We start from the raw sequence: 25,119 nt of genomic DNA on the forward strand, positions 1-25,119 counted from the left end.
GCTGAATGAGAAAACTTCCACTTCTGCTGGGCGGTCTGCTGTGCATGGCCGGTCCTGTTTGGGCCTCTGAAGGAGGCATGTTCGTCCTCGACGCCACTGACTCACCCAAGGCGATACTCGCCGTCATAATTTTTATCGTCGCTTATATCGCCGTCATGGCGGAAGAAGTATTGCATTTAAGGAAATCCAAGCCGGTTATTTTCGCCGCTGGATTAATCTGGGTCCTGGTGGCCAGCGTGGCTCAGGACATGGGACGCAGCGATGACGAAATCCACAACGCCGTCTCTCACAATTTGTTGGAGTACGGCGCTTTATTCTTATTTCTATTGGTGGCGATGACTTTCATCAATGCGATGGAAGAGCGCCATGTCTTCGAGTCCTTACGCTCGTATCTGGTGCACAAGGGCATGAGCTATCGTAAGCTGTTCTGGGTTACCGGATGGCTGGCGTTTTTCATTTCGCCAGTGGCGGATAACCTCACCACCGCGTTGTTGATGGGCGCCGTCATCATGGCGGTGGGGGGCAGAGATACTCGATTTGTCTCTTTGGCCATGGTCAATGTGGTGGTGGGCGCTAACGCAGGTGGGGCGTTCAGTCCTTTTGGGGACATTACGACGTTGATGGTGTGGGCGTCCAAGAAAGTTCAGTTTGAAGAGTTTTTTGCGCTGTTCATTCCTTCCGTGCTGAATTTTGTAACACCCGCGCTGATCATGAACTTTTTCCTGCCTAATGGCGTTCCTTCCGGACATGGTGGGCTGGTTCCAATCAAGCGAGGAGGCCTACGCATCTGCGCCTTGTTCCTACTCACCATTGCAACGGCGGTCTGCTTTGAGCGCTTTTTCCATCTGCCGCCGTTTCTCGGCATGATGACCGGTATGTCCGTACTCATGTTTTTCGCTTATTTTCTACGTAAAACCGGCACGGTGGAGGATGATATCCAGTTTGATATTTTCCGAAGAGTGGCGCGTGCGGAGTGGGACACGTTACTGTTCTTTTTCGGTGTTATCTTCTGTGTGGGCGGCCTGGCGACGTTGGGCTATCTGCAGATGATGTCCCATGGCATGTACGATAACTGGGGGCCAACGATCGCGAATATTGTGGCGGGAACTATTTCTGCGGTCGTGGATAATATTCCGGTGATGTTCGCGATTATTTCCATGGAGCCGGATATGGATGTCAGCCAATGGCTGTTGATCACGCTTACTGCGGGAGTGGGAGGCAGCCTGCTCTCTATCGGTTCTGCGGCCGGGGTGGCGTTGATGGGGCAGTCAAAAGGCAGCTATACCTTCTTGTCCCATCTGAAATGGTCCTGGGCTATCTTGATCGGCTACGGCGTATCTATCGCCGCGCATCTGGCTATCAATGGAACCTGAAAGGCCTGTGTGGCGACGAGCTGCCGGACTAATAGTCTGGCGCATGGATGCGCCTGCGCGGCTGTTAGCCGCGGGAGACAGGGCCTGACCTGTGCAGGCCCTGTCGTTGCAGACAAGTAGAAGGAAGCTATTTGTCTGCCTGATTAATAGCATGGAACACACTGAGACTAGAGAACCTTCGCCATGTCCCCGTCCCCTGAAATCTTATCGGTCAGTAGCCAGGACCAAGTACATTCCACGCTGTCTCTCTATCGCACAGAGGATGCATTGGCTCCAGTGGTTGTCTGTATGCCCGCTATGGGCGTGCGAGCCAGCTTCTATGCGCCTTTGGCGGAGGCGCTGTCCGCGCGCGGCCTGCACTGCGCAACGGCGGACCTGCGCGGACATGGCGGCAGCTCAGTGCGCGCATCCCGGCGCACTAATTTCGGTTACTACGAAATGATTCAGTATGACTGGCCGGCAGTGTTGGACTGTGTGAGGCTTCATTTACCGGATTCACCGATCTGGCTGCTTGGCCACAGTCTGGGCGGTCAACTGAGCGCCCTTTACATGGCGGAGCAGCCGGGGTCCGTAGCAGGCCTGATTTTACTGGCTTCCTGTAATGTCTATTACAAAGGTTACGCCAAACCTTTGAGGACTCTCGTCAGCACGCAATTTCTTCGCGGCGTCAGCGAAGTACTGGGTTATTTGCCAGGGGATCGCATTGGTTTCGCAGGGCGGGAGGCGCGTCGCCTTATTCGCGATTGGGCGCGTAATGCTCGCACTGGTGATTATTACCCGGAGCGCAGCCCTATTAATTATGAGCGTCTTTTGGAGGCGGTCACCAAGCCTGTGCTGGCGATTTCATTCGAGTCCGATGAACTGGCTCCGGCTGAAGCCGTAGCGAACTTGTATTGCAAAATGCCTTCAGCGGAGGTAACGCATTGGCGTCTGACGAATGCGGATTTTGGCGGCGCCTGCGTTGGGCACTTCAATTGGATCAAACACTCCGAGAACTTGGCGCAGCGTTTAGGCGGTTGGCTGAATGAGCGTAATGCCTTACACCCTGAGTCGACGTTGACGGCCCCGCAGGAAAGCTAACAGGGTAAGCCCGCGCCTTACCCTGTCCATAGCTTGAAAAGGCAGGCCTAGACTTTGAGTTTGTCCGTATAGGGCGGCCAGCCCAGAGGTTTCCCCGCCAGCACATGGAGGTGAATATGGAAAACGGTTTGGCCTGCGCTTTCGTTACAGTTCATCACCACCCGGTAGCCGTCGTCGGCGAACCCTTTTTCTTTGGCGATTTTGGCGGCGGCGATGTACAAGTGGCCCACTAACTCCCGGTCTTGTTCTTCAATATCGTTGATCGTGGCGATGGACTTTTTGGGAATGACCAGAAAGTGCACCGGCGCCTGGGGGTTGATATCGTTGAACGCCAGACAGAATTCATCCTCGTAGATAATATCGGCGGGGATTTCCCGTTTGATGATTTTGCTGAAAATCGTTTCAGACATGGTCTTGCATCCTTTGGCTGGGTTACTTGTTGAGATGTTAATAATCAGACGCATGGATGCGCCTGCGCGGCGGCTAGCCGCGGGAGACAGTGCCTGACATGGGCAGGCGCTGTCGTTGCGGACAAATAGAAGGAAGCTATTTGTCCGCCTGATTAATAACGCGTCAGCGGACGTTCCGCCTCGGCGCCATTCAGTCCCATTGCATAGGCGACGACCTTGCGCTTCGCCGGTCCCAACAAGCCAGCGAGGCCAAGACCAAGGTTGCGCGCCAACTTCACAGGGGCCAGATTGTTGCTGAAGGCGTAATAAAAACCATCCATCAGCGTCATCATTTTAAGATTCTCTCCCCGGCGCAATCGTTCATACTGGCGGAGCGTCTCAAGGTCTCCAATGTCCGGGCCACGTTCAGCGGCTTGCCGAATGACTTCCGCAAGGGCGGCGGCGTCCTGAAAACCCAGGTTTACTCCCTGTCCCGCCAGAGGATTTATCGTATGCGCTGCGTCTCCCGCCAGCGCGACGCCCTTCGCCACATAGTGTTGGGCGTGCCGTTTCACCAGTGGGAATGAGCCTTTGCCGAGCACATGGAGCAGCTCCGGTAACTGCCGGGGAAACTCTTTGCGCAGAGCACGGAGAAAATCGTCTTGAGAGAGTTGTTGTAAAGCCTTTAACTTGGCGGGCTGGTCGTACCAGACCAGTGAGGCGTAGGCGACGCCGTCAATGGCGCACAAAGGCAAAAACGCCAGTGGCCCATGGGGCCGGAACGCCTGCCAGGTAATGTCCTGAGGCTCTCCTGCTATGGCTACGCTGATCACCAGGGCATGCTGCTCATAGGCGTCGCTGAGCAGCCCAAGCTGCGCTTGCTCCCGAACCATGGAGGAGCCTCCGTCTGCGCCGACGATCAGGCGTCCGCGCAGTATGCTCTGATCGTCCAGCGTGACTTCGGGAAACGTTTCGCGAAAGTTGATGGCGCGAATGCGTCGCCCGCTGATTAGCGTTGTGTTTTCCGCTTGCTCGACCACGCGCAGCAGGGCTAATTGAATGACCCGGTTCTCAACGATATGACCGAGATGAGTGTGGCCGACCTGACGAGAATCGAACTCTGTTTTATTCACCACTGACGAAAGCCGCTCGCCAAGGGGATTACCCAGCTTTTCCCAAACAGCCAGGCGCTGATAGGGGTGGGCGCGCATCTGCAGCACGCGCTCCCAGGCGCCAAGTTGGGTCAGGAATTTCTCGCTGGCGAAGTTGATGGCGGATACTCGCAGGTCCGGCGTCTCGTCAGGGTTGAAAGGGACGGGCGGCTCCCTCTCAATAACCGCGATTCTTAACACCGTGTTCTTTAACGCCGCGGCGATGGCTGCGCCGACCATACCTCCACCGACGATAATAACGTCATAGTCAGGGGTGTCGCTGGGTTGGGAAGAAGCCTTGTCTGTCATAGTAGTATCAATGCGTTGCGGGCGGCTGGATAAGCCGGGAGCCTAATGATAGAGGAAGTGGGAAGGGGACTGCAAAGCCTCGGCGCCTGCGTTGGAGACCTTATTCGTCCGCCATGGAAGGGGGCGTATGGGTAAGGATATCCAATGGACTCTCGGCTATGCCGTAGCGTCGGTATATGGTCGCCACCCATCCGCTTTGCAAAAGCTCCGCCAGGGCGGCGTTGAAGTCGGCGACGATGACTTCGGCGTTGTCCAGGTTGCGACGCACCCCCATATGCAAGGGGCGATGCACCAGGGGGAGAGGCAGTATTTTCAGGCTTTCGCTAAGCCTTTCATCATGGTTGATGAGGTTTTGTAGAATTCTGACATCCTCTACGGTCAGATCCAGACGCCCGACAGCCGTCATGTTGAGGGCGCTCTCCGTTGTGTTGACTGTGACCTTGTTCAGTGATGTAGAGAAATCAAACGGACTCCAAAAGCGGGCGCCTTGGCGCACGCCAATGCGGGCGCTGGTAAGATCGCTCAGGCGCGAAGGTTTGAATGTGCTTTCTGTCGGTGTGGCGAAGCCAATGACGTTGACATAATAAGGGGAAGAAAAGACAAAGACTTCTTCTCTTTCCAGGGTCCACCAAAGCCCAATCATGACATCGACTTCTCTGAATTCCGCTGCGCGCAACAGACGTGGCCAGGGCAAAATCTTAATTTGCACTGGATAGCCTGCTTTATGGAAGGCGGATTCCACGATTTCCGTGGCCAGGCCGCGGTGAGGCTGGTCTTCATCCAAGTAGGGCGGCCAGGGAGGACCGCCCAGGACCAGAGTCGGTTTCTCCGCGTTGGCGAAGCCCGCATGCAGCCATAACGCCGCCAGCGCTAGCGTCAGATATTTATATATCGGCAACGCTGCCGGAGTACGCTGGCGAATATTGAAGGCTCCAGGTGTCAGGCGTGCCTGTGGGCGCGTTTGCGGCCTTGTCGCACACGTTGTAGCGGTGGACTGTTAGGCTGAACGAACCCTTCATTCATGATCAGTGGCCGCGCTAATTCGACATACGCGCTCATGGACATGCGCAGAATCTCACTGTGAGTGCCCGCGCTGAAGGCGATTTCTTCATTATTGCGCAGATGCTCGTCCATATAGACGGACATGCCGTACAGATTGCCGAAAGGAGGGATAGCGCCGACTTCACATTCCGCAAAATGGTCTTTGAAGTCTTCTTCGTCCGCCAATTCTATAAAATCCGTACCCATCGCACGCATGAAGCGGTCCCAGCGAATGCGCGATGTGGCGGGCATAACCGCCATCGCGAACTTGCCGTCCATCATGACAATCACGGTTTTTGCGAGCATCTTCCCGCAGATATGCGCGGACTGAGCAATCTCCTGGGCGGTATAAGCGGGGGAGTGCTGTATCGACACATACCGGACTTGGTGTCCATCGAGGAAGTTCTTCAGAGATTGTACAGGCATAAGCCACCTCCAGCCTGGATAAGAAACATTCGCTCTTATTAATTAAGATAGCCTATTAAGTTGCGATTGCAGCAAACAGAGGGACTGAAAGTTGGGAACTGGGTAACGGAAGGGAAAAAATTAAAGGGGAACCTGAGTTCCCCTTAATTGGATTTATCTGGCGAACGAGCCGTTATTGATTGGTTTTAACGGTCGCTTCCACGACGCCGACAACGCGACGGTTGGCGCTGCGGCCATCCGCTGTATTGTTGTCGCCGATTGGACGGGTTTCGCCATAGCCAACGCTGGAGATTCTCTCGCCAGCGATGCCGAAGCGCTCCACCACCATCTGACGCACAGCGCTGGCGCGCTTCTCGGACAGCTTCTGGTTGTAGGCGTCTTGGCCACGGTCGTCAGTGTGACCTTCCACAACGGCTTTAGTGTCTGGATACTGACGCATGAACTCCGCCAGTTTTTCCACTTCAGATACGAACTCATCTGTAATTGCGGCTGAGTTGGTCGGGAACGTCACGTTCAATGTAATGGTGACTGTTTCGCTCAGCTGGATGCGGCAGCCGCGGTTATCCACTTTGGCGCCATAAGGCGTGTCTGGGCATGCGTCCAGGCCGTCAGTGATGCCGTCGCGGTCGGTATCCAGCGGGCAGCCTCTGCTGTCGACTTTAGCGGCAGCTGGAGAGTTCGGGCACTGGTCTTTTTCATTCGGCACGCCGTCTGCGTCATCATCGCCGACAACTGGGCAGCCCGTAGCGTCTACGCGCGCACCGGCTTTGGTGTTGGGGCACTGATCCTTGTCATCAGTCACGCCGTCGCCGTCCGCGTCGCCGATCACCTCACATCCGCGAGCATCGACTGTGGCGCCGTAAGGCGTTCCAGGACAAGCGTCCTCATCGTCGTATACGCCGTCGCGGTCGCTATCTTTAGGCGCTGGCGCGGCGGAGGCGAACATGTAGGTGAAACCCAGGTTCAACATGGCGTCTTTCGTTTCGTCTTCATCGCCATATACGCCGCGGGCGTCAAAGCGCACGTCCATGGAGTCGCTGATAGCATGCTTGATGCCGGCGCCCAGATTGTACTGGGTTTCCTCGTCTTTGCCGCCGCCATCGTGTTTGAATCTATAATTGCCTGCGCCGCCGACTAGATATGGACGCCAAGCTTCGCCCTGGTTGAAGTGGTAGAGCGCATCCACGCGATAGAACACGCTATCGAGGTAGCCGGCGTTATGCTTGCGTTCCAGGTCCGCGGCTCCAATCAGGACTTCTGCGGAAATGGCAGGGGTGAAGTTGTATCCCAAACCTGCGGCTAAACTGGGATCGTCTTCGATTTGGCGCTCATGGTCGAAAAAGGTATAGCCGAGCAGGCCGGTGAAATAAGCGCCTTCTTCGCGACCGTCGGCGAACGCCGGCTGCGTGGAAGCAATAGCGCTCATCAGTAAAATGGATGGGAGTAGTTTTGCTTTCATTGCCACCTCTTTGTGTAATCTATACCCGGACCTTGTCGGCCCGGGGGAACTTTCCAAAATAAAACAGGGATTAAGGGAGTTATTGAGTTTCTTGATAAATGTGGACATCCCTTTGTGGGAACGGAATGGTGACGCCTTCTTCGTCGAAGCGTTTTTTCACATTCTCATGCATATCGAAATACAGCGGCCAATAGTCCGCAGTGGCGACCCAGGGACGCACAGCTAAATTGACGGAGCTGTCCGCCAGCGCCAATACGGCGATAACGGGAGCTGGGTCTTTCAATACGCGGGAGTCGGCTTCAAGCATTGATTTAATTATATTTTTCGCCTTGTCGATGTCGTCGCCGTAGCTGATGCCGAAAACCATGTCCACACGTCTGGTTGCTTCCGCTGCAATGTTGATCAAGGGGTTATTGGCCAGGTTGGAGTTGGGAATAATGACCCGGCGATTGTCCGGGGTCATCAAAATCGTCGTGAAGATCTGGATTTCCCTGACCGTACCGATATAGCCAGCTCCATCTATCACATCGCCAACCTTAAAAGGCTTGAACACCAGGATCATAATGCCGCTGGCGAAGTTCGACAGGTTGCCCTGTAGAGCCAGGCCTATAGCCAGACCGGCGGCGCCTAAAACAGCGATAAAGGAAGTCGTTTCAATGCCCACCATTTGCGCCACGCTGACCAGCAACATCGCCTTGAGGGCAACTGATGCAAGGCTGTGAACAAACTTGGTGAGTGTTGGATCAAACTTCTTCTGCAGGCGATCGTCAGTGAACTTGAGCGCCTTGCCGATCAGCCACATACCTACAATAAGAGTAATAATGGCGAGCAACAGTTGCGGCGCGTACTCCATCACCAATTCGACGCCCTTATCTAAATACTGATCTAGGTTCTCCATTGAGGACTCCTTAGCGGTTTTAGTTCTTATGCGTCAGCGCCCGCCACCTGGGATGGGTGGGGTTGGGTATTGCGTTGCAAAGGATGACGGCGAGCGCGCGGACATTGAAGCCAGACTTGCGCTAGTCTAGCAGAAGCCGGCGCTCTGCCAAGCGCTTTTACGCCAAGAATCCTGGCCTTAGCCGCGCAATAAGTGCATTTCCGTAGGCGTGACGAAAATCTGACGCAAATTCCAAGCTAGAGCTTACGAAAAGTTTTCATAACCGGATTCCCTCGATTTGGCGCTATTTGTGACATAATAGGCGCTATTTCCTGGAATTTTCGTCTTATTCGATAATCTACGTTCAGTAGCGGATTAACTTCTCATGTCGGACTTATTACTGCCTTTGCTGCAACGCACGTTGCCTCGCAGCGCTCTGCGGGTGGCTGCGCCACCGCTTATTCCTGAAGTTCGTCTGTATTTATTCGACCCTGCGGTGATGGAAGGGCCACTCTCTCATGATGAGGCCCAGGCCGTCGTCGCCGAACCGGCCTATTGGAGTTTTTGTTGGGCCAGCGGGCAGGTGTTGGCGCGATATATTCTCGATCATCCTGAGCTTGTAGCAGGTAAAACGGTGTGGGATATCGGAACAGGATCGGGTTTGGCGGCTATCGCTGCGGCGTTGGCTGGCGCGTCAGTTGTTCTGGCTTGTGATCTGGATTCGGCTGCGCAAGTCGCGGTGGGGGAGAATGCGGCGCTCAATGGCGTGCGGGTGAGGGTATGTGAGACGCTACCGACCGCCGACAATCCTGATGTGATCACTGCGGCGGATGTTCTCTATGATCGAGACAATCTGCAATGGTTGCCGGAATGGCGGGATAAAGCGTCTAAAGTGCTGTTAGCGGATTCGCGGGTGCGTAATCTGGCTGCGCCTGGATATGAGCTGAAGAAGACAGCATCCGGCAGAACGTTCCCTGATCTCAATGAGTTCGACGAGTTTAATGAAGTGAGAATTTACGAGAGCGGACGCCATATCCAAGACGAAAAAAAAGGCGACTAATCAGGTCGCCTCATTTGGAATAGGTTTTGGATTCCCATCCGCCGTTCCTTGGTAAAGCGCCATCCTGTGCGCCAACTTTGTCCTATTTTATTCCTGGATTAACTCCAAAAATTCCCTCAAGCATCATTCCTTATCCTTGCTTCCCTTCGCTTCCTGCGAAGAAACCATCCTGGCTGGATTCCATTTCCTTGTCTGCCTTGACGGTTGTAAATATACCTCGGGCCGAATGACGTTTTGGTGACAATCATCAAACGCGGGTGCGCCGCTTAACAAGGTCTGTTTATTAAAAGTTATATAAAACAATGTGTTATGAAATATCTCAGCAAGTGAATCCGTAATGATTACAGTAACTTCCGCTAATTTCCTACGTCTTTGTGAGATATCTCTTACAAACTTTTGGGCTGATTTCTTACTACTAATACATTAGTGCATTTTCTGTAGAAGCCTGCTTATTGAGGAAATTCTCCCCGGCGGCTTCAGTGGGAGACTTTGGGTGGACGGGCGGAGACCACCAGCCAGTTCGCCAGGAATACGCCCATCGCAATGCCGATAGTATTGGCCACAATATCTCCCAGGCTTCCATCCCGATAGGGAATCAAGCTTTGCAGGCCTTCAATGAGTAAGCCATAGCAAGTCATGGCGATAAAAACATGAAAGCCCCGGCTATTTTGGTGACTCCACATGGCCATCCCGCTCATTACGGCGAAGGAAAACGCATGTCGTATTTTATCGTTAACCGTTCCCAATGGTGTGTACTCATTGGGCGTGAGTGCGATGACGAGTCCTACCGCCATAAGTGCGTAGAAGGCGACGCGGGCGGGCCAATGCCCTCCAAGAAGGATCAAGCTTTTATATAATTGAGACAATCTGAACATGCGGAAGCGTTTCCCAGGCATCAAAACATGAAATTATATCTGTACGCCAACAAGCTGAGCATTACCATCTTGAGAGAAGGCAAATTGCCTTTACTTGGGCTGGCTGGCTTACACGACCCTTTTCTGATTCCAGAGCTTCCCGTGGCGGCGCCCCCTGTCAGAGATATCACACAAGCGGAGTTCGTGGCGGAAGTAAGGAGGCAATATGACGCCCTTCCAGAGGATCTGAGCAGTCTGGTCACGTTCGAGTACTATGTGCAGCAGGCCAAGCATAAGCGTAAAGAGATTGAAGCGATTTTATTGCAGGGCGCAGCGAGCGAACCCTTGTTTCTCAGTCCTCGGTTTTTGCTTTCGTTGGGCGTTCTCAGTCTGTTTGAATCTGTTGAGAGCGTTGCGCTTTGGCGGTTTCAGGGAGATCGCCACCGGGGCGTCGCATTACAGATAGATCCTGGCAAGGCGGGATTTTTGGAAGCGCATTATCAAGACTGCCCGCAGACGTTCAAAAAAGTCGAGTATTGTGATGAGAGGCCGCAAACCGGCGCATTCGGTTTTAGCCCTTTGTTCCAGCGCTCAACGGAGTTTTCCGGGGAGGGGGAGTGGCGCCTGTTGCGTCCGCTGGATACGGGACAGAAGCAAATACAATGGGATGGTGAGGCATTGTCCCTTTGTAAGTTTCCCTCCAACGCCATATCTGCGATCATGTTCGGCTGCGCTGTGGACCCTGAACTGCGGGATGCGTTGACGCAACTGCTTCAGGTGGATATGCGCTACCGTCATTTACAGACATTTCAAATGAAAATGAGCGCGTCCCGGTTTCGCTTGAGTGCGGAGCCTTTAAACTGAGCTTAACGGCGTTTCTCACTAATTTTTTGTATGAGGCAGAAAGGAAAAGAGCGTGAAATTATTCGCTAAAGGTTTTAACGACCTGCTGGAAGGGTTTCGCCTGATTCAGCATCCCAAACTGCGGGTCTTTGTCATTATCCCTTTGATTATCAATATATTGGTGTTTGTCGGCTTTATCTGGGGCATGAGCGCGTACTTCTCCGGTTGGGTGGACGCCATGGTCAGTTGGCTACCGGATTGGTTGTCTTTCTTGCGCTGGCTGGTATGGCTGGTCTTCGCCATTCTGGTGGGCGTACTGGTGTTTTATACCTTTGTGTTTGTGGCCACCCTGGTCGGCGCTCCTTTTTACGGCTTGCTGGCGGAACAGACGCAGAAGCTGCTGACCGGCAAAGAGGTGGATGAAGACACGCCCTGGAAGCAGGTGATCATGAATATTCCCGCCAGTGTTTGGCGTGAGATCAAGAAGCTTCTTTATTATCTTCCTCGTGCGCTGGGGTTATTATTGCTCAGCTTCATCCCTGTGGTGAACTTGGTGTCGCCGTTACTTTGGGCGGTATTCTCCTCCTGGATCATGGCGCTTGAGTTTGTGGACTACCCTGCGGATAACAACAAGCGCAAGATTGATGACGTGATTCGTTTCATGCGCGAGCGTCGCAGTCGGACGCTGGGCTTCGGTTTAGGCGTTTGGGGCAGTACTTTGATTCCTATCGTGAATTTGGTGTCCATGCAGGCGGCGGTCGCCGGCGGCGTTAAATTCTGGCTGGAAGAGCACGGTCAGTTACCTAAAGCGAACCCCGCTTCTGGCGCTGGAGTAGCGGTGAGGTGATCCTGCTGTGGCGGCGTGATAGCTACGCCGCCGCTTAAGTACTGAATAAAGTGGGAATTTTGTCAGACAGTGCTAGCCTTATAGTTATGTGATTAACGGAAAGTGTAGCTCTGACATGGCTTTAAAGGTGTTGGTGGTTGATGACGCGAGTTTCGTCCGTGATATGGTCAAGCGGGCGATGCGAACCTATTTTCCTCAGGTGACGGTGGAAGAAGCCATCAACGGGAAAAAAGCGCAGATCCTGATGAACAAGACGCACTATGACCTCATCCTGTGCGACTGGGAAATGCCGGAAATGTCAGGACTTGAGCTGTTGCAGTGGGCGCGTGGACAAGACGCCTACAAGAAAACGCCTTTCGTCATGGTGACCAGCCGGGGGGATCGTGGCCATGTGGTGGAGGCGGTGCAAAGCGGCGTTTCCGATTATCTGGGAAAGCCCTTCAGTCCTGAAATGCTGGCGCAGAAGGTCAATAAGCAACTGGCCGCCAAGCTTAAACGCGCTGCAGGTGAAAAGTCCTCTTCGGCCCGTCCGGGTTCTGATTCCGCTTCCGTATTGATGCAGGCGTCTGACAGCGCCAAGCAGGCCTCGGCGCCGGCCGTGACGCCAGGACCGTTTGCTGACAGCGCGGCCCTGTTGACTGGCGGCCCCACATCCCCTAAAAAATCAGCGCCGGACCCAACGTCAGGCAAGAAAGCGCTGGCGCAGATTCGTTTTGCTGAATTCAACCTGCCCTGCGTGATAAAAGCCATTACCCTGACGGAAGTGAAGGTCATCGCCAAGCGGGGGCAGAAGTTCCCGATGATCCTTGATCCTGCGGTAGTGGATATAGAAGTCGACGATGGCGAGACCCTGGAGCGGATCAACGGCTACGTGCATATGCTGCAGGCGGTGGAGAAGCGAGTGGATACCGACTTTATCAGCATTGTTATTCGGTTTGTGGATGAAGACCCGGATAAGATGGCGTCGTTATCCAAGTTTATCGCCAAATTCTAGACTTATTTAATCCCTCACGTCCTCGGCTTCCGCCAACGCTTCCGCAGACGCCATGCGGGTGCGCGGGAAGTGGCAGGTAAAAGTGCTGCCTGCGCCGATGTGGCTGGTGATTTCCAGCTCTCCGTCATGATTGATCAGGACATGTTTGACGATTGCGAGGCCCAGGCCTGTGCCGCCAGTGTCTGCGGCCCTTGAAGGGTCGGCGCGGTAAAAACGTTCCGTCAGTCTGGGGATGTGCAGGGGGTCAATGCCGATGCCGCTGTCCCTCACGGCGAAATGCACGCCTTTCTTATCCTCGAACCAGCGCACCCGAATTTCGCCATTGGGAGGTGTGTATTTCACCGCGTTCATAACGATGTTGGAAAAGGCGCTGTGTAGTTGCGTTTCGTTGCCGGTAAGCCCGGCTGCGCTCTCCAGACTCAACTCTATGCGATGGCCTTTTTCCTGACTCAGGGCGCGGGCGTCGTCGCAGATGGCGCGTAGCATGCTGTCCACATCCACCAGCGTGGCTTTGAAGTTGGAGCCGTCATTTTCAATGCGGGACAGCAGCAGTAAATCGTTGACCAGCGCTTCCATACGCTGCGCCTGCTGTTGCATTTGATTCATGGCGCGATTCCAGCGCGGAGGTAATTCGTCGGCATTATCGATGAGGGTTTCCAGATAGCCTGATATGACCGTCAATGGCGTGCGCAACTCATGTGATACGTTAGAGACGAAGTCTCGTCGCATCTCTTCCAGACGGTACAGGCGCGTCACGTCCTGCACCAATAGCAAACGATCGTCTTCTCCGAACAGTGTGATATGAAACTGTAACTTCAGGTTGGGATTATTGGGGGCGTTGAGGATCAACGGTTCCTGGTATTTCTTGGAAGCGAAGTAGCGTTTAAAAATGGGGGTGCGGATCAGGTTATAGATGAGCTGGCCGCGGTCAGTCGGGTACTTGAAGCCCAGCAGTTTCTCCGCGGATTGGTTCCACCAGTCCATAGCGCCCTCGCTGTTGGTCATGACGACGGCGTCTTTAAGGGCGTTGGTGGATTCCTGGATGCGGTCGATCATGGCTTGCAGCCGATCGCGGGAGCGATAGTGCTGAACCTGGAGGCGATGTATGCCATCGAACAGGTCTCCCCAGAGTCCGCGACTTTCGGGAGGGTCTTCCATTTTCGCCTGATACAGCCAGCGATGCATGCGAAACGCCTGGGTGAGCGTCCATCCCAGGTAGGCGGTAAGGCCGAACACTAGCGCCCAGGCCACTGAACCGATAATAAGGCCGACAATGATACAGCCCAGCAAACTGTAAACCAGTAGCCGTACATAATGACGCCAGTGATTGCGCATGCGTTTTATGAATACTTCTTTTGGAATTATTTATTATTTAAGACGGATCGCGGCGCTTATGGCGCTCGAGTCGAAAAGCGATAGCCCGTCCCACGCACGGTTTGAACCAAGTGATGATGACTGGGCTCCAGCGCCTTACGTAAACGTCGAATATGCACGTCCACCGTGCGTTCCTCCACGTAGACGTTGCCGCCCCAAACCTGATCCAAAAGCTGCCCGCGAGTATACACCCGTTCCTGATGCGTCATAAAGAACTGCAGGAGCTTGTATTCCGTGGGGCCCATGTTGAGCGCATCGCCCTTGGCGGTGACGCGGTGGCACACAGGATCGAGGCGCAGTCCTTCGACTTCAATGGGGGTTTCCATGCCTTGTACGGCGGTGCGGCGCAGCACTGCTTTCAGGCGCGCGACCAGTTCTCTGGGGGAGAATGGTTTGGTGATGTAATCGTCTGCGCCTACTTCCAAACCCTGGACTTTGTTGTCCTCTTCGGTTTTGGCGGTGAGCATGATGAGAGGGATTTCGGAGGTGTTCTGGTCGCGCTTCAATCTGCGTGCGAATTCAATGCCGCTGACGCCGGGAAGCATCCAGTCCAGCAGTATGAGGTCCGGCTTCTGATCTATGATCAATGCGTGCGCTTCCCGCGCGTCCCCTGCCTCCAGGTAGTCATAGTCGGCCATTTCCAGAGCGACTGCGATCATTTCCCGGATGGCGGGCTCATCGTCCACAATGAGAACTTGTTTGCTAGCCATGCAAAACACCTTTTTGAATACTCGATTGCCGAATTATTACAACGGCGTTTTGTTACAAGTATATGACAGGCGCTTAATTAATGTGATGGAAATGAGCCCGGCCGCTTATAGCCGGGCAAAGCGAAGCGGGGTAAGCCTAGGGGCGGAATAAAAACTCCAGAACCAAACCAAGGAAAACGGCGGCTCCGACCCAGTGATTGTTGAGGAACGCCTTGAAACAGTGCTGGGAGCTGCGGTCGCGAATCAAGTGTTGTTGATACACAAACAGCACGGCGACGATGATTAGAGACACCTGATAATAAACGCCCAGTTCGTGTTGCGCGCCAACCATGAACAGCACGCCCAGGGTCAATACCTGCAGGCCCGCCACGGCTGCGCGATCCGCCTCGCCAAATAGAATAGCCGTGGACTTGACCCCGATTTTGAGGTCGTCTTCCCGGTCCGCCATCGCGTACATGGTGTCGTAAGCGACGGTCCACACCACGGTCGCGGTATACAAGAGCCATGCTTGCTGTGGCACTGCGTCGAGTTCTGCGGCGAAAGCCATGGGGATGCCCCAGGCGAAGGCCGCGCCCAGTACGACCTGGGGCAGGTAAGTGTGGCGTTTCATGAAAGGGTAAGTGGAGGCCAGCGCCAGCGCTCCGGCTGAGAGGTAAATCGTCAAGGCGTTGGTGAACAGCACCAGGATAAAAGAAACGCCAACTAGAATGCCGAATAAGGTAAGCGCCTCTTTTTCCGTCACCTGGTTCTGCGCAAACGGACGGCCTTTTGTACGCTCGACGTGCATGTCTATACGGCGATCAGCGTAGTCGTTGATGACGCAGCCGGCGGAGCGCATCAGTAGCACGCCGAAAACGAAGATGAACAGGTTTTTGAGTGAGGGGGCTCCTTCTGACGCCAGCCATAGCGCCCACAGCGTCGGCCAAAGCAGCAGGTAAGTTCCGATAGGGCGGTTCAGTCGCGTGAGGCCGATATAAACAGGCAATCTTGCTTTGAATTGCTCCGCTACGGATGGAAGTGGACGCCCTTGGGATTTCATAGCCAAACAGAATCCTGATTTAGTGTGTGGTTTGAAACTGCGTTCAAGCTCAGCCGCCCAGCAACCTGTTTTCCGCCTGTTCAACCTGATCCGCCGAACCATGCAGAATCAGTGTATCGCCGGGCTGCAGAACAAAGTCGCCGGCAGGGTCGAAGAACTCCTCATCTCCGCGCCGAATACTGTCGACATTGCAGGCCGCCAGCTTCATCTGCGCCAGAGTGCGATGACAGCTGTAAGCGCCGTCCGGCAGCGTTAGCGCATGCAGTTTTTCCAGCGGCGTACCGTCAGCGCTGACCAACTGGGAGTTAATGCCCGGGTAATAACCATGCAGCATTTTGTAGCGGTTACGGCGCACTTCCTCAATCTGACGATGGATCTTCCTGGCCGGCGCGCCCATAAGAGTAAGCACTTGAGTCACCAACATCAAGCTGGCCTCCAGCGTCTCCGGCACGATCTCCGTGGCGCCTGCTTCCTGCAGCAAGGGCATCTTGGAGTCATCCGCGGTGCGCACCAGAATAGGCACTTTAGAGCCGGTGGAGCGCACCTTACGGATCACCGCCAGGCTTTTGTCCACATCCGCGTAAGTAATGATAATCAGTCGTGCTCTCTCCAGGCCCAGGGCCTTGAGGATATCCAATCGCTCGGAATCGCCAAAGTGGACTGGTTCGCCCGCGGCGGCCGCTTCTTTTACTCGCACCGGGTCTTTATCCACGGCGGTCATGGGCATGGCGCTACGGCGCATGAAACGGGCGACGGTTTGGCCAACGCGACCAAAACCGCATACGATGGCGTGTCCTTCCAGCTCGGAACAGGCGTCAGTCAGCGCTTCCACACGGGTCTGGGCTATGCCCTGGTCTTTATTGGACGGGAATCTGGCGCTGAGATGGCGAGCCAGATTCATCAGCCAGGGCGTCAGGGTGATGCTGAGAATGACCGTGGTGATCACTACTGCGCCGGCTTGCTTGGATATGAGTTGGAACTTTTCTCCCAGCGCAAACAGGGCGAAGCCAAACTCGCCGCCCTGAGCCAGATAAAGTCCTGTTTTCAGCGCGACGGCTCTGTCTTTCTGATGGCGATAGGCGAGGGCGCCGATCAGCGTCGCCTTGGCCAGCAGGAGCAGGGCGGTGATAAGTAAGATCCACGGCCAGTTGGCGAGCACTTCCTGAAAGTCGACGATCATACCCACGCTGATAAAGAACAGGCCCAGCAGAAGGTCGCGGAACGGACGGATATCCGCCTCGATCTGATGTTTATAATGGGTCTCCGACAGCATCATGCCGGCGATGAAAGCGCCCAGCGCCATGGATAAGCCAAAGCTGTGGGTTAACGCCGCCGCAAGCAGGGACACCATCAGCACAGTCAGAACGAACAGCTCCTCCGAATGAGACTTGGCGACTTCCGTGAAAATAATCGGCAGCAGGTACTTGCCGATGGCCAGCATCAGGGCGAACAACAGCACGCCTTTACCCAGGGTGATAGCAAGAGCCAAGGCCAGTGAGCTATCCGAGCCTCCGGCCAGGAACGGAATCAGAATCAAGAAGATAACCGCCGCCAGATCCTGGAACAGCAACACACCCATGGACATGACGCCGTGAGGCTGGCCCAGTTCGTTACGCTGCACCAGCTCTTTGCTGACTACCGCTGTAGAGGAAAGCGCCAGGGCTCCGGCGATGATAATGGCCTCTTCCGTACTGGCTTGGAACAGCCGGGCGACGCCAAATATCACCAGGCTGCTCACAGCGACTTGCCAGCCGCCCAGGTTGAACACCACCTTGCGTAAAGCAATCATCTTAGCCAGGGAGAACTCCAGCCCAAGGGAGAACAGCAGGAAAACCACGCCAAACTCCGCCAGCACCTGGATGGTTTCCACGTCGTCCACCCAGCCCAAAGCGGTGGGACCGACGCCGAGACCCACCGCGAGGTAAGCCAGGACAGAGGGAATGTTCATGCGCCGGAACAGCGACGATACGACGACCGCCGCGGTTATCAGCACCAAAAACTGACTCAGATTAGCTTCATGCATAAGAGGTAAGGAACCAACATCGCCTGTTAGTGAATTGGTTTAGCGCCCGGGCGGGCTCGGCTTAAAGGCCTTTTACGGCGTAAATGCCAGGCGCATTGCGCCAGTAGCCTTTGTAGTCCATGCCGTAACCGAATATATAGCGGTCGGCGACTTCCAGGCCAGTGAAGTTGCACTTCTGGCCGGGATAGACTTTGCGTTCATGCTGCTTGTCCACCAGTACGGCGGTGTAGACTTTCTCCGGTTGCTTGCCCTCGCAGTAGTCGCAGATGGCGTGCAAAGTGGTCCCTTCATCAAGAATATCGTCGAGGATCAGAATTGTGCGCCCTTCCAGGGTTTCCGCCGGCTCCACTTTCCATTTCAGACCGCCGCCGCTGGTCTGGTTGTTATAGCGGGTAGCGTGAATATAACTGACTTCCAGAGGAAAGCGCAGCTTGGGCAGCAGCTTGCCTGCGAACACGACGCCGCCGGTCATCACGCAATACACCAAAGGGTTGCTGTCTTTCAGCTGCGCCGTGATTTCCTGCGCCAGGCGCTCAATAGCCTGGTCTACCTGTGCTTCGTCGAAAAGGCAGTCTGCTTCCTGAAATACCTGCTGCATGTTTTCCATATTATGGGACATTGGAATTACCTGAGAGTTACCGTTGTAATGATGAATTTTCTAAGATTCTGAATAAGTTATAGGCTTTGTCGGCGACGCTGGCGTCCCAACAACGGCTAGTATAACGATTTAGCCCCGGAATGACTTGATCAATGCCTGCCGGAACCTTATAAATGCACTCACTGTGAATCAGGCGTTTTACCATAAATAAGAAGCTCTTTGCGGCTTTTTTGACAAAATTGAATAGGATACTGTGATGCGTAAATGGCAATGTGTGGTGTGCGGATACATTTATGATGAGGCGGAAGGCTGGCCCGAAGACGGTATCGCTCCCGGAACTCGCTGGGAAGATGTGCCGGAAGACTGGATTTGTCCAGACTGCGGCGTCGGCAAAGAAGACTTTGAAATGATTCAAATCGGTTAATTCGCTCTCTAAGCCGCTCAACTCTCTACTGAAAATTAAAAGGATATGTCATGCCGGATACTGCGCCCATTGTCATTATCGGAACCGGCCTCGCCGGCTATACGCTGGCCCGTGAGTTCCGCAAACTCAACAAAGACGCGCCAGTGCTGATGCTGACGGCGGACGACGGCCACTCATACTCCAAGCCCATGCTCTCCACCGGCTTCGCCAAGGCTAAAACCGCGGATCAGCTGTCCATGGCCGATCCCGGCAAGATGGCGGAGCAACTCAATATTGATGTGCGCACCTTCGCGACGGTGACGGCGCTTGATCCGGACGGACATCGTCTGTTTATCGGCGAAGAGGCGGTGGCGTACAGCAAGCTGGTATTGGCCTGGGGCGCGGATCTTATTCATCTGAATATTCCCGGCTCCGGCGCAGGCAAGGTGTTCGCGGTCAACGATCTGATGGACTACCGACGCATCCGGGACGCTCTGCATGACAAGAAGAAAGTTGCGATTCTTGGCGCGGGTCTGATTGGCTGTGAGTTCGCCAACGATCTGTTACAGGGAGGTTATCACGTCGAACTGATTGCGCCTTCCGATACCGCGCTGCCCGGGATGCTGCCAAAGGCGGCTGGCGATGCGGTGGTGAAAGGCTTACAGGCGCAGGGCGCGGTCTTTCATTTGGGGCAGGTGGCGACGGCGGTGGAGGAGGCGGGCGATGGCGTGGAATTGACGCTGGATAACGGGGTCAAAGTGCAGGCGGATATCGTGTTGTCAGCCGTAGGACTGCGGCCGCGTACGACGCTAGCCAAGCACGCTGGCGTTCAGGTTAACCGCGGTATCGTAGTGGACCGGGAAATGCGCACCAGCGCAGCGGACATCTATGCATTAGGCGACTGCGCGGAAGTGGACGGCCATGTACTTTTATACGTGCTGCCTTTGATGGCCTGCGCTAAAGCGTTGGCGAAAAGTCTGGCTGGCGAGCCTACCAAAGTCAGTTACGGGGTAATGCCGGTAGTGGTGAAAACCCCCGCCTGTCCGGTCGTAGTGGCTCCGCCTCCAGTTGGCGCCGAAGGCGAATGGCGAGTGGAGCAGTCTGGCGACTGTGACGTGAGGGCCCTGTTCGTTAATGCTGACGGCGCGCTGGAAGGGTTTGCGCTAACCGGCTCGCATGTGATGGAAAAGCAGAAACTGGCTCAGCAATTGGACCCCATTCATAACGACTGAACGGGGCCCTCACCGGCTCAGCCCTGACCTTTGGTGCGGGTGCTGGGCTTCTTCTCCTGACTCTTCTTCTCGATAAATGAGTAAATCAGGCCGGCGATATCCTTGCCCGTCGCGGTTTCTATACCTTCCAGGCCGGGCGAAGAGTTCACCTCCATCACCAACGGACCATGATTGGAGCGCAGCAGGTCGACGCCGGCTACGTTTAAGCCCATGACGCGGGCGGCTCTCACCGCTGTCGAGCGTTCTTCCGGGGTAATCTTGATGACGGACGCCTGGCCGCCCCGGTGCAGGTTGGAGCGAAACTCGCCCGGCTGCGCCTGTCTTTTCATGGCGGCGACGACTTTGTCGCCGACGACGAAGCAGCGGATATCGGCGCCGCCAGCTTCCTTGATGAACTCTTGCACCAGAATGTTGGCTTTCAAGCCCATAAAGGCTTCGATGACGCTTTCCGCGGCCTTGCGGGTTTCCGCCAGAACCACGCCGATGCCTTGCGTGCCTTCCAGCAACTTGATAACCAGCGGCGCGCCGCCGACCATGGAGATCAGGTCGCGAATGTCGTCAGGGGAGTGGGCGAACCCGGTGACGGGCATGCCCACGCCTTTGCGTGAGAGTAATTGCAAAGAGCGCAATTTGTCGCGGGCGCGTGAGATGGCCACGGACTCATTCAACGGAAAGACTCCCATCATTTCAAACTGGCGCAACACCGCCGTGCCGTAGAAAGTGATGGAGGCGCCGATCCGGGGAATGATGGCGTCGAACCCTTCCAGCACCTGACCCTGGTAATGGATGGTGGGTTTATGGGTCGCCATGTTCATGTAACAACGCAGCGTGTCGATTACATGCACCTCATGCCCCCTTTTTTCACCTGCCTCCTTTAAACGTGAGGTGGAATAAAGGGAAGGATTGCGCGACAAAATGGCTATTTTCATAAGTTACCAAGGAAATATTGAACTAAGGTAGATTGGCGTCGTTGATAATCAGCACTTCAACTCTGCGATTAGCCGCGCGCCCTTCTTTGGTGTCATTGTTCGCCACCGGACGTGATGCTCCGAAGCCTTCTGCTTCTATCCGGCTGGAATCTATGCTGCCGACATTGGCGAGGAACTTGGCGACGTTGCTGGCGCGCTTCTCAGAAAGAGACTGGTTCAGGGCCCGGTCGCCGCGGTTGTCAGTATGACCGGAAATGCGAATTTTGCAATTGGGGAAGGCTTCAATTGCGTCGATGATTTTGTTCAGCAGGGTGACGTTGTCACGTTGCACTTCGCTGGAGCCGGAGGCGAATTTGAAACCATGAGCGCGGATCAGCACATTGGCGTTTTGCCGGTAAACGTCGGCTTCCGTCAGGGTAAACAGCTCTTGGACAAACTCAAAACGGCGTTGAATCTCCTCGTTGGCGCGTTTGACCGCGTCGGTCTCCAACTGGACCGCCAGCAGCTTCTGCTCCATTTCCTGCTTCATGGTTTCCAGACTGGCTGCGCTTTGTACCTCGCGGACTTCCGCTTCCGTCAAAGCATGACGCAGGGTCAGTTTCTCCTGCTGCAGGCGATTCAGTGCCTCGTTGATGGATTCTTTAACTTGCGCGGACCCTTTCTCGAAAGGAATTTCAGAAACCACAGGCTGCACGGCCTCAGCCAGCCTGGCCTCATGCCAGAGTAAAATGTCTTCCAGGCTGGCGTCTCTAGCTTCAAAGTCTGCGGCCTGGGCGGCGATAGCGCGGGCGTGTTGCACCTGGGTCAGGGCGTTGTTGGCGTGGCGCCGGGCTTTTTCCTGTTGGCTGCGGTCATTTTCCAATGTGGACAGCGCCAGCAGCATTTCCTCTTCCGCTACCCGCAGGGTTTTGGGGGCGTGGTCGTCGATGTCTTCTTTGCGAGCCTGCTCAATCGCCTTGCGGGCTTTGCCTGTCACGTCCAGTTTAAGTGAGCGCAGTTCGATATCCCGGTATACGCCTGCGAGGGCGGTCTGGGCTTTATTGTTGTCGGCGCCTGGCTGCTTCTCAAGTTGCGCGGCGATGTCGCGCAATTGCTTGTCGGCGGAAGCGAACTCATCTCCGAGCAACTCCTCTCCGTTTGCGGTCATCGCCGCCTGACGGGCGTTCTCAATGGCTTGCAGCTTCCCGCGGGCGGCGTCCGCCTGCTTCTCCGCCTGGGCGGCGTAGGTCAGTCCCGCTTGCGCCTTGGCGGCGGCGACGGTCGGTTTGCTGCGGGAGAGCTCCAGCGCTTCATTATAGGCTTCCACGGCTTTTCCATAAGCGTCCGGCGCATACAGGTGCACGTCGTTGTCGCGCGAGGTTTCCATTTGAGCGTATAGCTGCTTCGCCTCATCTAAAGATACGGCGGCGGGTTCCTGTTTCAGCACCGGTGTGCTGCTGCAGGCTGCGATAGCCAGGGCCAGAGAGGTGGCGGTGAAGAGTCGATATAGCTTTTTGGAAATAAACATTATTCGGTAGTCCGTGTTTGATTTGAGGCGGCGATATAGCCGGATGCAGAGACTATCTGTCTTCCCCGGTTGAACTTTTTTATGTCGTTCTGTTGTACGTTATTTGGCTGGCATACTAGCTTAAAATGACGCCGGGCCAAAGTTTACCAAACCTGGATTATCATTATATTCGGAGAGGCTCAGCCAGCCGCATCCGCTTCGCTTTGTTTTGCTTTCAGGCGCTCGTTCAGACAGCTTCTGCAGTAACACTTCGCGCCTTCCGCGAATAACTCGGAGGTCAGTCCCGAAGGCGGGAGGGAGAAGCACCAACATGTGGACTTGCCTTTTTCCAGGTCGCATTGAGCCGGACGACCGCAACCTGGGCAGGCGTGTGAATAAGCGGGGTCGGGAAAGGCGATATTGACGGCGTTTTTCATTTTGCCGGTCTCCGGAAGCTGTAGTATTGATTGTTAGCCAGCCCGATAGCTGCGGCTGCTTTTTATACTTTGGCGTCTTCCAAGTCAATATAGAGGACGAGAGGTCCGCCATAAGGCGACTTGCTTTAGGTTAGGAGCATTTGAAATTCGACGCAAGCCGTCGGGGGAAGCAGGTTGATTTACTGCTGGCCGGCGGTCAGTTAAAGTTTTATGACCTATTCAAACAGGAAAGCAAGATGAACGATGTAGTCCAGAAATTGTTGGATTTGTTGCAGTTGCGCGCGCTTGACGATTGCCTGTTCCAAGGATCAAGCGAAGACCTGGGATTCAAGAATGTATTTGGCGGCCAGGTCGTCGGTCAGGCGCTGATGGCGGCCTATCGCACTGTCGATGAGACGCGGGTCGCCCATAGCCTGCATGCTTACTTTCTGCGCGCCGGCGATCCGGATCATGACATTATTTATGAGGTGACGCCGATCCGGGATGGCCGCTCTTTCAGCGCCAGACGCGTCGCCGCCCGTCAGCATGGTAAGGAAATACTTACTCTCATGGTTTCGTTCCAGACGCCTGAACAGGGGTTTGAGCATCAGGAGCCGATGGTTGATGTAGCTGGACCGGAGGACATCGTATCGGAGCTGGAGATGCGTCGTCGCTTCCAGGATCTGATCCCTGAGAGCCGCCGTGAACAGTTGACCCGCGAGCGCCCGATAGAGATTCGCCCGCTGAATCCGGTCAACCCTCTGAATCCTGAGAAGCAGGAGCCGAAAAAGTACAATTGGTTTCGTGCGGTGCGCGATATGCCTGAAGGCGTGCGCTGGCACCATTGCGTATTAGCTTACGCATCGGATTTCGGTTTGCTGGGAACCAGTCTGCATCCCCATGGCGTTTCCTTTTTCCAACGGGGCATGCAGGTGGCGAGTCTGGATCATGCGGTCTGGTTTCATCGCGATTTTCGTGTGGATGACTGGTTGCTTTACGCGATGGACAGTCCCAGCGCCTCCCACGGACGCGGCTTTAATCGCGGACTGATTTATGACCGCTCAGGCCGGTTGGTGGCTTCCACCGCGCAGGAGGCGTTGATTCGTCGACGTATGGATTGAGCCACAGAGTATGCTTTATTCGTAACATTAAACGCCTCCAGAGAATTCGGGGCGGAAGACTTCTGTAATCACTGAGAGACTGGCGCATGACCAAAATACTGGATCTGGATGTTCCCCACGCGTACCGCAATCGCCCCCACCATGTAGGCGGTCGCTTTCGGTCGCCGCCAGGAGGCCATCACGACGGCCGGCATTCTTCGGAGATGGCGAAAGTACTGTGGGAGCTGTTTCGTCATGGCAATGATCCGGTGCGCGCCACTCACGACCATTGCCTGCTGCGGGATGCGGCGAAGGCGGAACTGGCGGCGGCGCAGGCGCAGCAAAGTCTGACCTGGCTGGGGCAGTCCTGTTTCTATCTGCGCCTGGGCGATCAGGCGATACTCACCGATCCGTTCCTGGGCGAGCGGGCGTCTCCCCTGCGCTTCAGTGGCCCCAAACGTCTGGTGGCGTCGCCGCTGCAGATTGAAGACCTGCACATAGACGTCATCGTCATGTCTCACAATCATTATGATCACTTCGACGCATCGACTCTGGCGAGAGTGAAGAATAAGGAAAGCGTCCAGGTGGTCACTACCCTGGGATTGCGCCCGGATTTTATCCGCCTGGGATACCCTAAGATCGTCGAACTGGATTGGTATCAAAGCTGCCGGATTCAAGGCGTACACTATACCGCGTTGCCGGCTTACCACTTTTCCGGACGTTCGCTCTGGGATGCGGATCAGACATTGTGGGCGAGCTTCGCCATAGAAGGAGGGGGAGTTAAGTGCTTCTTCGCCGGCGATACTGGCTATGGTGACGAGTTTAAACGCATTGGCGAGTTGACCGGGCCCTATGATATCGCCCTTGTACCCATCGGCGCCTATGCCCCGAGGGAAGTTTTCGCAGGGGTTCACGCCAGCCCGGAAGAGGCGATTTCAATGGGCAGGGATCTGAAGGCGGCGCGCTTGGTGGGGATGCACTGGGGCACAGTGAGATTGACCACTGAGCCGTTCTGGGAACCGAGAGATCGCTTTCTGGTTCCTGGCTCAGGGCCGCAAAGGCGGGTTATGAAAATTGGCGAAACCCGCGACATATCCGTTTTGTAA

25 protein-coding genes are annotated in these 25,119 nt (G+C 55.1%); 10 read left to right on the forward strand and 15 right to left on the reverse strand.

Annotated features, from left to right (window positions below):
* Positions 1-5 precede the first annotated feature (5 nt).
* Together nhaD and HCH_RS03425 are read left to right on the forward strand one after the other, a co-directional pair.
* Positions 6-1,373, forward strand: a complete 1,368-nt coding sequence (nhaD, locus tag HCH_RS03420; protein ID WP_011394731.1) for a sodium:proton antiporter NhaD — start codon at positions 6-8, stop codon at positions 1,371-1,373.
* Positions 1,374-1,556: 183 nt separating this feature from the next.
* Positions 1,557-2,453 (forward strand): alpha/beta hydrolase family protein, encoded by an 897-nt coding sequence (locus tag HCH_RS03425; RefSeq protein WP_011394732.1) that lies wholly within the window; start codon positions 1,557-1,559, stop codon positions 2,451-2,453.
* A 47-nt stretch (positions 2,454-2,500) separates the two neighbouring features.
* Here the strand turns inward: HCH_RS03425 and HCH_RS03430 are convergent, their stop codons facing one another.
* The 6 genes from HCH_RS03430 to HCH_RS03455 form a co-directional block, all read right to left on the reverse strand.
* Positions 2,501-2,863: a histidine triad nucleotide-binding protein gene (locus HCH_RS03430; RefSeq protein ID WP_011394733.1), complete on the reverse strand. Its 363-nt coding sequence runs from the start codon at positions 2,861-2,863 to the stop codon at positions 2,501-2,503.
* 152 nt (positions 2,864-3,015) lie between these two features.
* Positions 3,016-4,302, reverse strand: coding sequence for an FAD-dependent monooxygenase (locus HCH_RS03435; RefSeq protein ID WP_011394734.1), 1,287 nt, complete (start codon positions 4,300-4,302; stop codon positions 3,016-3,018).
* A 100-nt stretch (positions 4,303-4,402) separates the two neighbouring features.
* Positions 4,403-5,200, reverse strand: coding sequence for a substrate-binding periplasmic protein (locus HCH_RS03440; RefSeq protein ID WP_011394735.1), 798 nt, complete (start codon positions 5,198-5,200; stop codon positions 4,403-4,405).
* A 41-nt stretch (positions 5,201-5,241) separates the two neighbouring features.
* On the reverse strand, positions 5,242-5,769 hold the full coding sequence (locus tag HCH_RS03445) for an aminoacyl-tRNA deacylase (RefSeq protein ID WP_011394736.1): 528 nt from the start codon (positions 5,767-5,769) through the stop codon (positions 5,242-5,244).
* A 172-nt stretch (positions 5,770-5,941) separates the two neighbouring features.
* Positions 5,942-7,228, reverse strand: a complete 1,287-nt coding sequence (locus tag HCH_RS03450) for an OmpA family protein (RefSeq protein WP_202945290.1) — start codon at positions 7,226-7,228, stop codon at positions 5,942-5,944.
* A 79-nt stretch (positions 7,229-7,307) separates the two neighbouring features.
* Positions 7,308-8,126 (reverse strand): mechanosensitive ion channel family protein, encoded by an 819-nt coding sequence (locus HCH_RS03455; RefSeq protein ID WP_011394738.1) that lies wholly within the window; start codon positions 8,124-8,126, stop codon positions 7,308-7,310.
* Between the two features lie 364 nt (positions 8,127-8,490).
* On the opposite strand from HCH_RS03455, the gene HCH_RS03460 reads away from it, so the two are divergent.
* On the forward strand, positions 8,491-9,165 hold the full coding sequence (locus HCH_RS03460; RefSeq protein ID WP_011394739.1) for a class I SAM-dependent methyltransferase: 675 nt from the start codon (positions 8,491-8,493) through the stop codon (positions 9,163-9,165).
* 476 nt (positions 9,166-9,641) lie between these two features.
* Here the strand turns inward: HCH_RS03460 and HCH_RS32950 are convergent, their stop codons facing one another.
* Positions 9,642-10,040 carry a VanZ family protein gene (locus HCH_RS32950; protein ID WP_011394740.1) on the reverse strand — a complete coding sequence of 133 codons (399 nt, stop codon included), beginning with the start codon at positions 10,038-10,040 and terminating at the stop codon, positions 9,642-9,644.
* A 27-nt stretch (positions 10,041-10,067) separates the two neighbouring features.
* Here HCH_RS32950 and HCH_RS03470 point away from each other — a divergent pair, with 27 nt between their 5' ends.
* From HCH_RS03470 to HCH_RS03480, 3 genes are all read left to right on the forward strand, one after another.
* Positions 10,068-10,883, forward strand: a complete 816-nt coding sequence (locus HCH_RS03470; RefSeq protein ID WP_011394741.1) for a DUF2971 domain-containing protein — start codon at positions 10,068-10,070, stop codon at positions 10,881-10,883.
* A gap of 52 nt (positions 10,884-10,935) precedes the next feature.
* Positions 10,936-11,709 (forward strand): sulfate transporter CysZ, encoded by a 774-nt coding sequence (cysZ, locus tag HCH_RS03475; RefSeq protein ID WP_011394742.1) that lies wholly within the window; start codon positions 10,936-10,938, stop codon positions 11,707-11,709.
* Positions 11,710-11,824: 115 nt separating this feature from the next.
* Complete coding sequence (locus HCH_RS03480) at positions 11,825-12,703, forward strand: response regulator (RefSeq protein ID WP_011394743.1); 879 nt, start codon at positions 11,825-11,827, stop codon at positions 12,701-12,703.
* A 6-nt stretch (positions 12,704-12,709) separates the two neighbouring features.
* On the opposite strand, the gene phoR is transcribed toward HCH_RS03480, so the two are convergent.
* The 5 genes from phoR to HCH_RS03505 all read right to left on the reverse strand — a co-directional run bounded on the left by phoR (position 12,710) and on the right by HCH_RS03505 (position 18,468).
* On the reverse strand, positions 12,710-14,038 hold the full coding sequence (phoR, locus tag HCH_RS03485; protein ID WP_011394744.1) for a phosphate regulon sensor histidine kinase PhoR: 1,329 nt from the start codon (positions 14,036-14,038) through the stop codon (positions 12,710-12,712).
* A gap of 56 nt (positions 14,039-14,094) precedes the next feature.
* Positions 14,095-14,787, reverse strand: a complete 693-nt coding sequence (gene phoB, locus HCH_RS03490) for a phosphate regulon transcriptional regulator PhoB (RefSeq protein WP_011394745.1) — start codon at positions 14,785-14,787, stop codon at positions 14,095-14,097.
* A 136-nt stretch (positions 14,788-14,923) separates the two neighbouring features.
* Entirely contained in the window at positions 14,924-15,826 is a 903-nt protein-coding gene (ubiA, locus tag HCH_RS03495) for a 4-hydroxybenzoate octaprenyltransferase (RefSeq protein ID WP_011394746.1), read from the reverse strand.
* 49 nt (positions 15,827-15,875) lie between these two features.
* Positions 15,876-17,849 carry a monovalent cation:proton antiporter family protein gene (locus tag HCH_RS03500; RefSeq protein WP_011394747.1) on the reverse strand — a complete coding sequence of 658 codons (1,974 nt, stop codon included), beginning with the start codon at positions 17,847-17,849 and terminating at the stop codon, positions 15,876-15,878.
* Between the two features lie 61 nt (positions 17,850-17,910).
* A complete protein-coding gene (locus HCH_RS03505; RefSeq protein ID WP_011394748.1) occupies positions 17,911-18,468 on the reverse strand; it encodes a hypoxanthine-guanine phosphoribosyltransferase in 558 nt (185 codons plus the stop codon).
* A 235-nt stretch (positions 18,469-18,703) separates the two neighbouring features.
* Here HCH_RS03505 and rd point away from each other — a divergent pair, with 235 nt between their 5' ends.
* Both rd and HCH_RS03515 read left to right on the forward strand, forming a co-directional pair.
* Complete coding sequence (gene rd, locus HCH_RS03510; RefSeq protein ID WP_011394749.1) at positions 18,704-18,871, forward strand: rubredoxin; 168 nt, start codon at positions 18,704-18,706, stop codon at positions 18,869-18,871.
* A gap of 50 nt (positions 18,872-18,921) precedes the next feature.
* Positions 18,922-20,082 carry an NAD(P)/FAD-dependent oxidoreductase gene (locus HCH_RS03515; protein WP_011394750.1) on the forward strand — a complete coding sequence of 387 codons (1,161 nt, stop codon included), beginning with the start codon at positions 18,922-18,924 and terminating at the stop codon, positions 20,080-20,082.
* A 17-nt stretch (positions 20,083-20,099) separates the two neighbouring features.
* Here HCH_RS03515 and rimK read toward each other — a convergent pair whose 3' ends face one another.
* The 3 genes from rimK to HCH_RS03530 all read right to left on the reverse strand — a co-directional run bounded on the left by rimK (position 20,100) and on the right by HCH_RS03530 (position 22,934).
* Positions 20,100-21,011, reverse strand: coding sequence for a 30S ribosomal protein S6--L-glutamate ligase (rimK, locus tag HCH_RS03520; RefSeq protein ID WP_011394751.1), 912 nt, complete (start codon positions 21,009-21,011; stop codon positions 20,100-20,102).
* Positions 21,012-21,033: 22 nt separating this feature from the next.
* Positions 21,034-22,518 (reverse strand): OmpA family protein, encoded by a 1,485-nt coding sequence (locus tag HCH_RS03525; RefSeq protein WP_011394752.1) that lies wholly within the window; start codon positions 22,516-22,518, stop codon positions 21,034-21,036.
* Between the two features lie 179 nt (positions 22,519-22,697).
* Positions 22,698-22,934, reverse strand: coding sequence for a cysteine-rich CWC family protein (locus HCH_RS03530; protein ID WP_011394753.1), 237 nt, complete (start codon positions 22,932-22,934; stop codon positions 22,698-22,700).
* A gap of 236 nt (positions 22,935-23,170) precedes the next feature.
* Here HCH_RS03530 and tesB point away from each other — a divergent pair, with 236 nt between their 5' ends.
* Together tesB and HCH_RS03540 are read left to right on the forward strand one after the other, a co-directional pair.
* Complete coding sequence (tesB, locus tag HCH_RS03535; RefSeq protein ID WP_041599192.1) at positions 23,171-24,034, forward strand: acyl-CoA thioesterase II; 864 nt, start codon at positions 23,171-23,173, stop codon at positions 24,032-24,034.
* A gap of 86 nt (positions 24,035-24,120) precedes the next feature.
* Positions 24,121-25,119: an MBL fold metallo-hydrolase gene (locus HCH_RS03540; RefSeq protein WP_011394755.1), complete on the forward strand. Its 999-nt coding sequence runs from the start codon at positions 24,121-24,123 to the stop codon at positions 25,117-25,119.

Origin of the sequence: Hahella chejuensis KCTC 2396 (assembly GCF_000012985.1) — a bacterium.
GTDB lineage: Bacteria > Pseudomonadota > Gammaproteobacteria > Pseudomonadales > Oleiphilaceae > Hahella > Hahella chejuensis.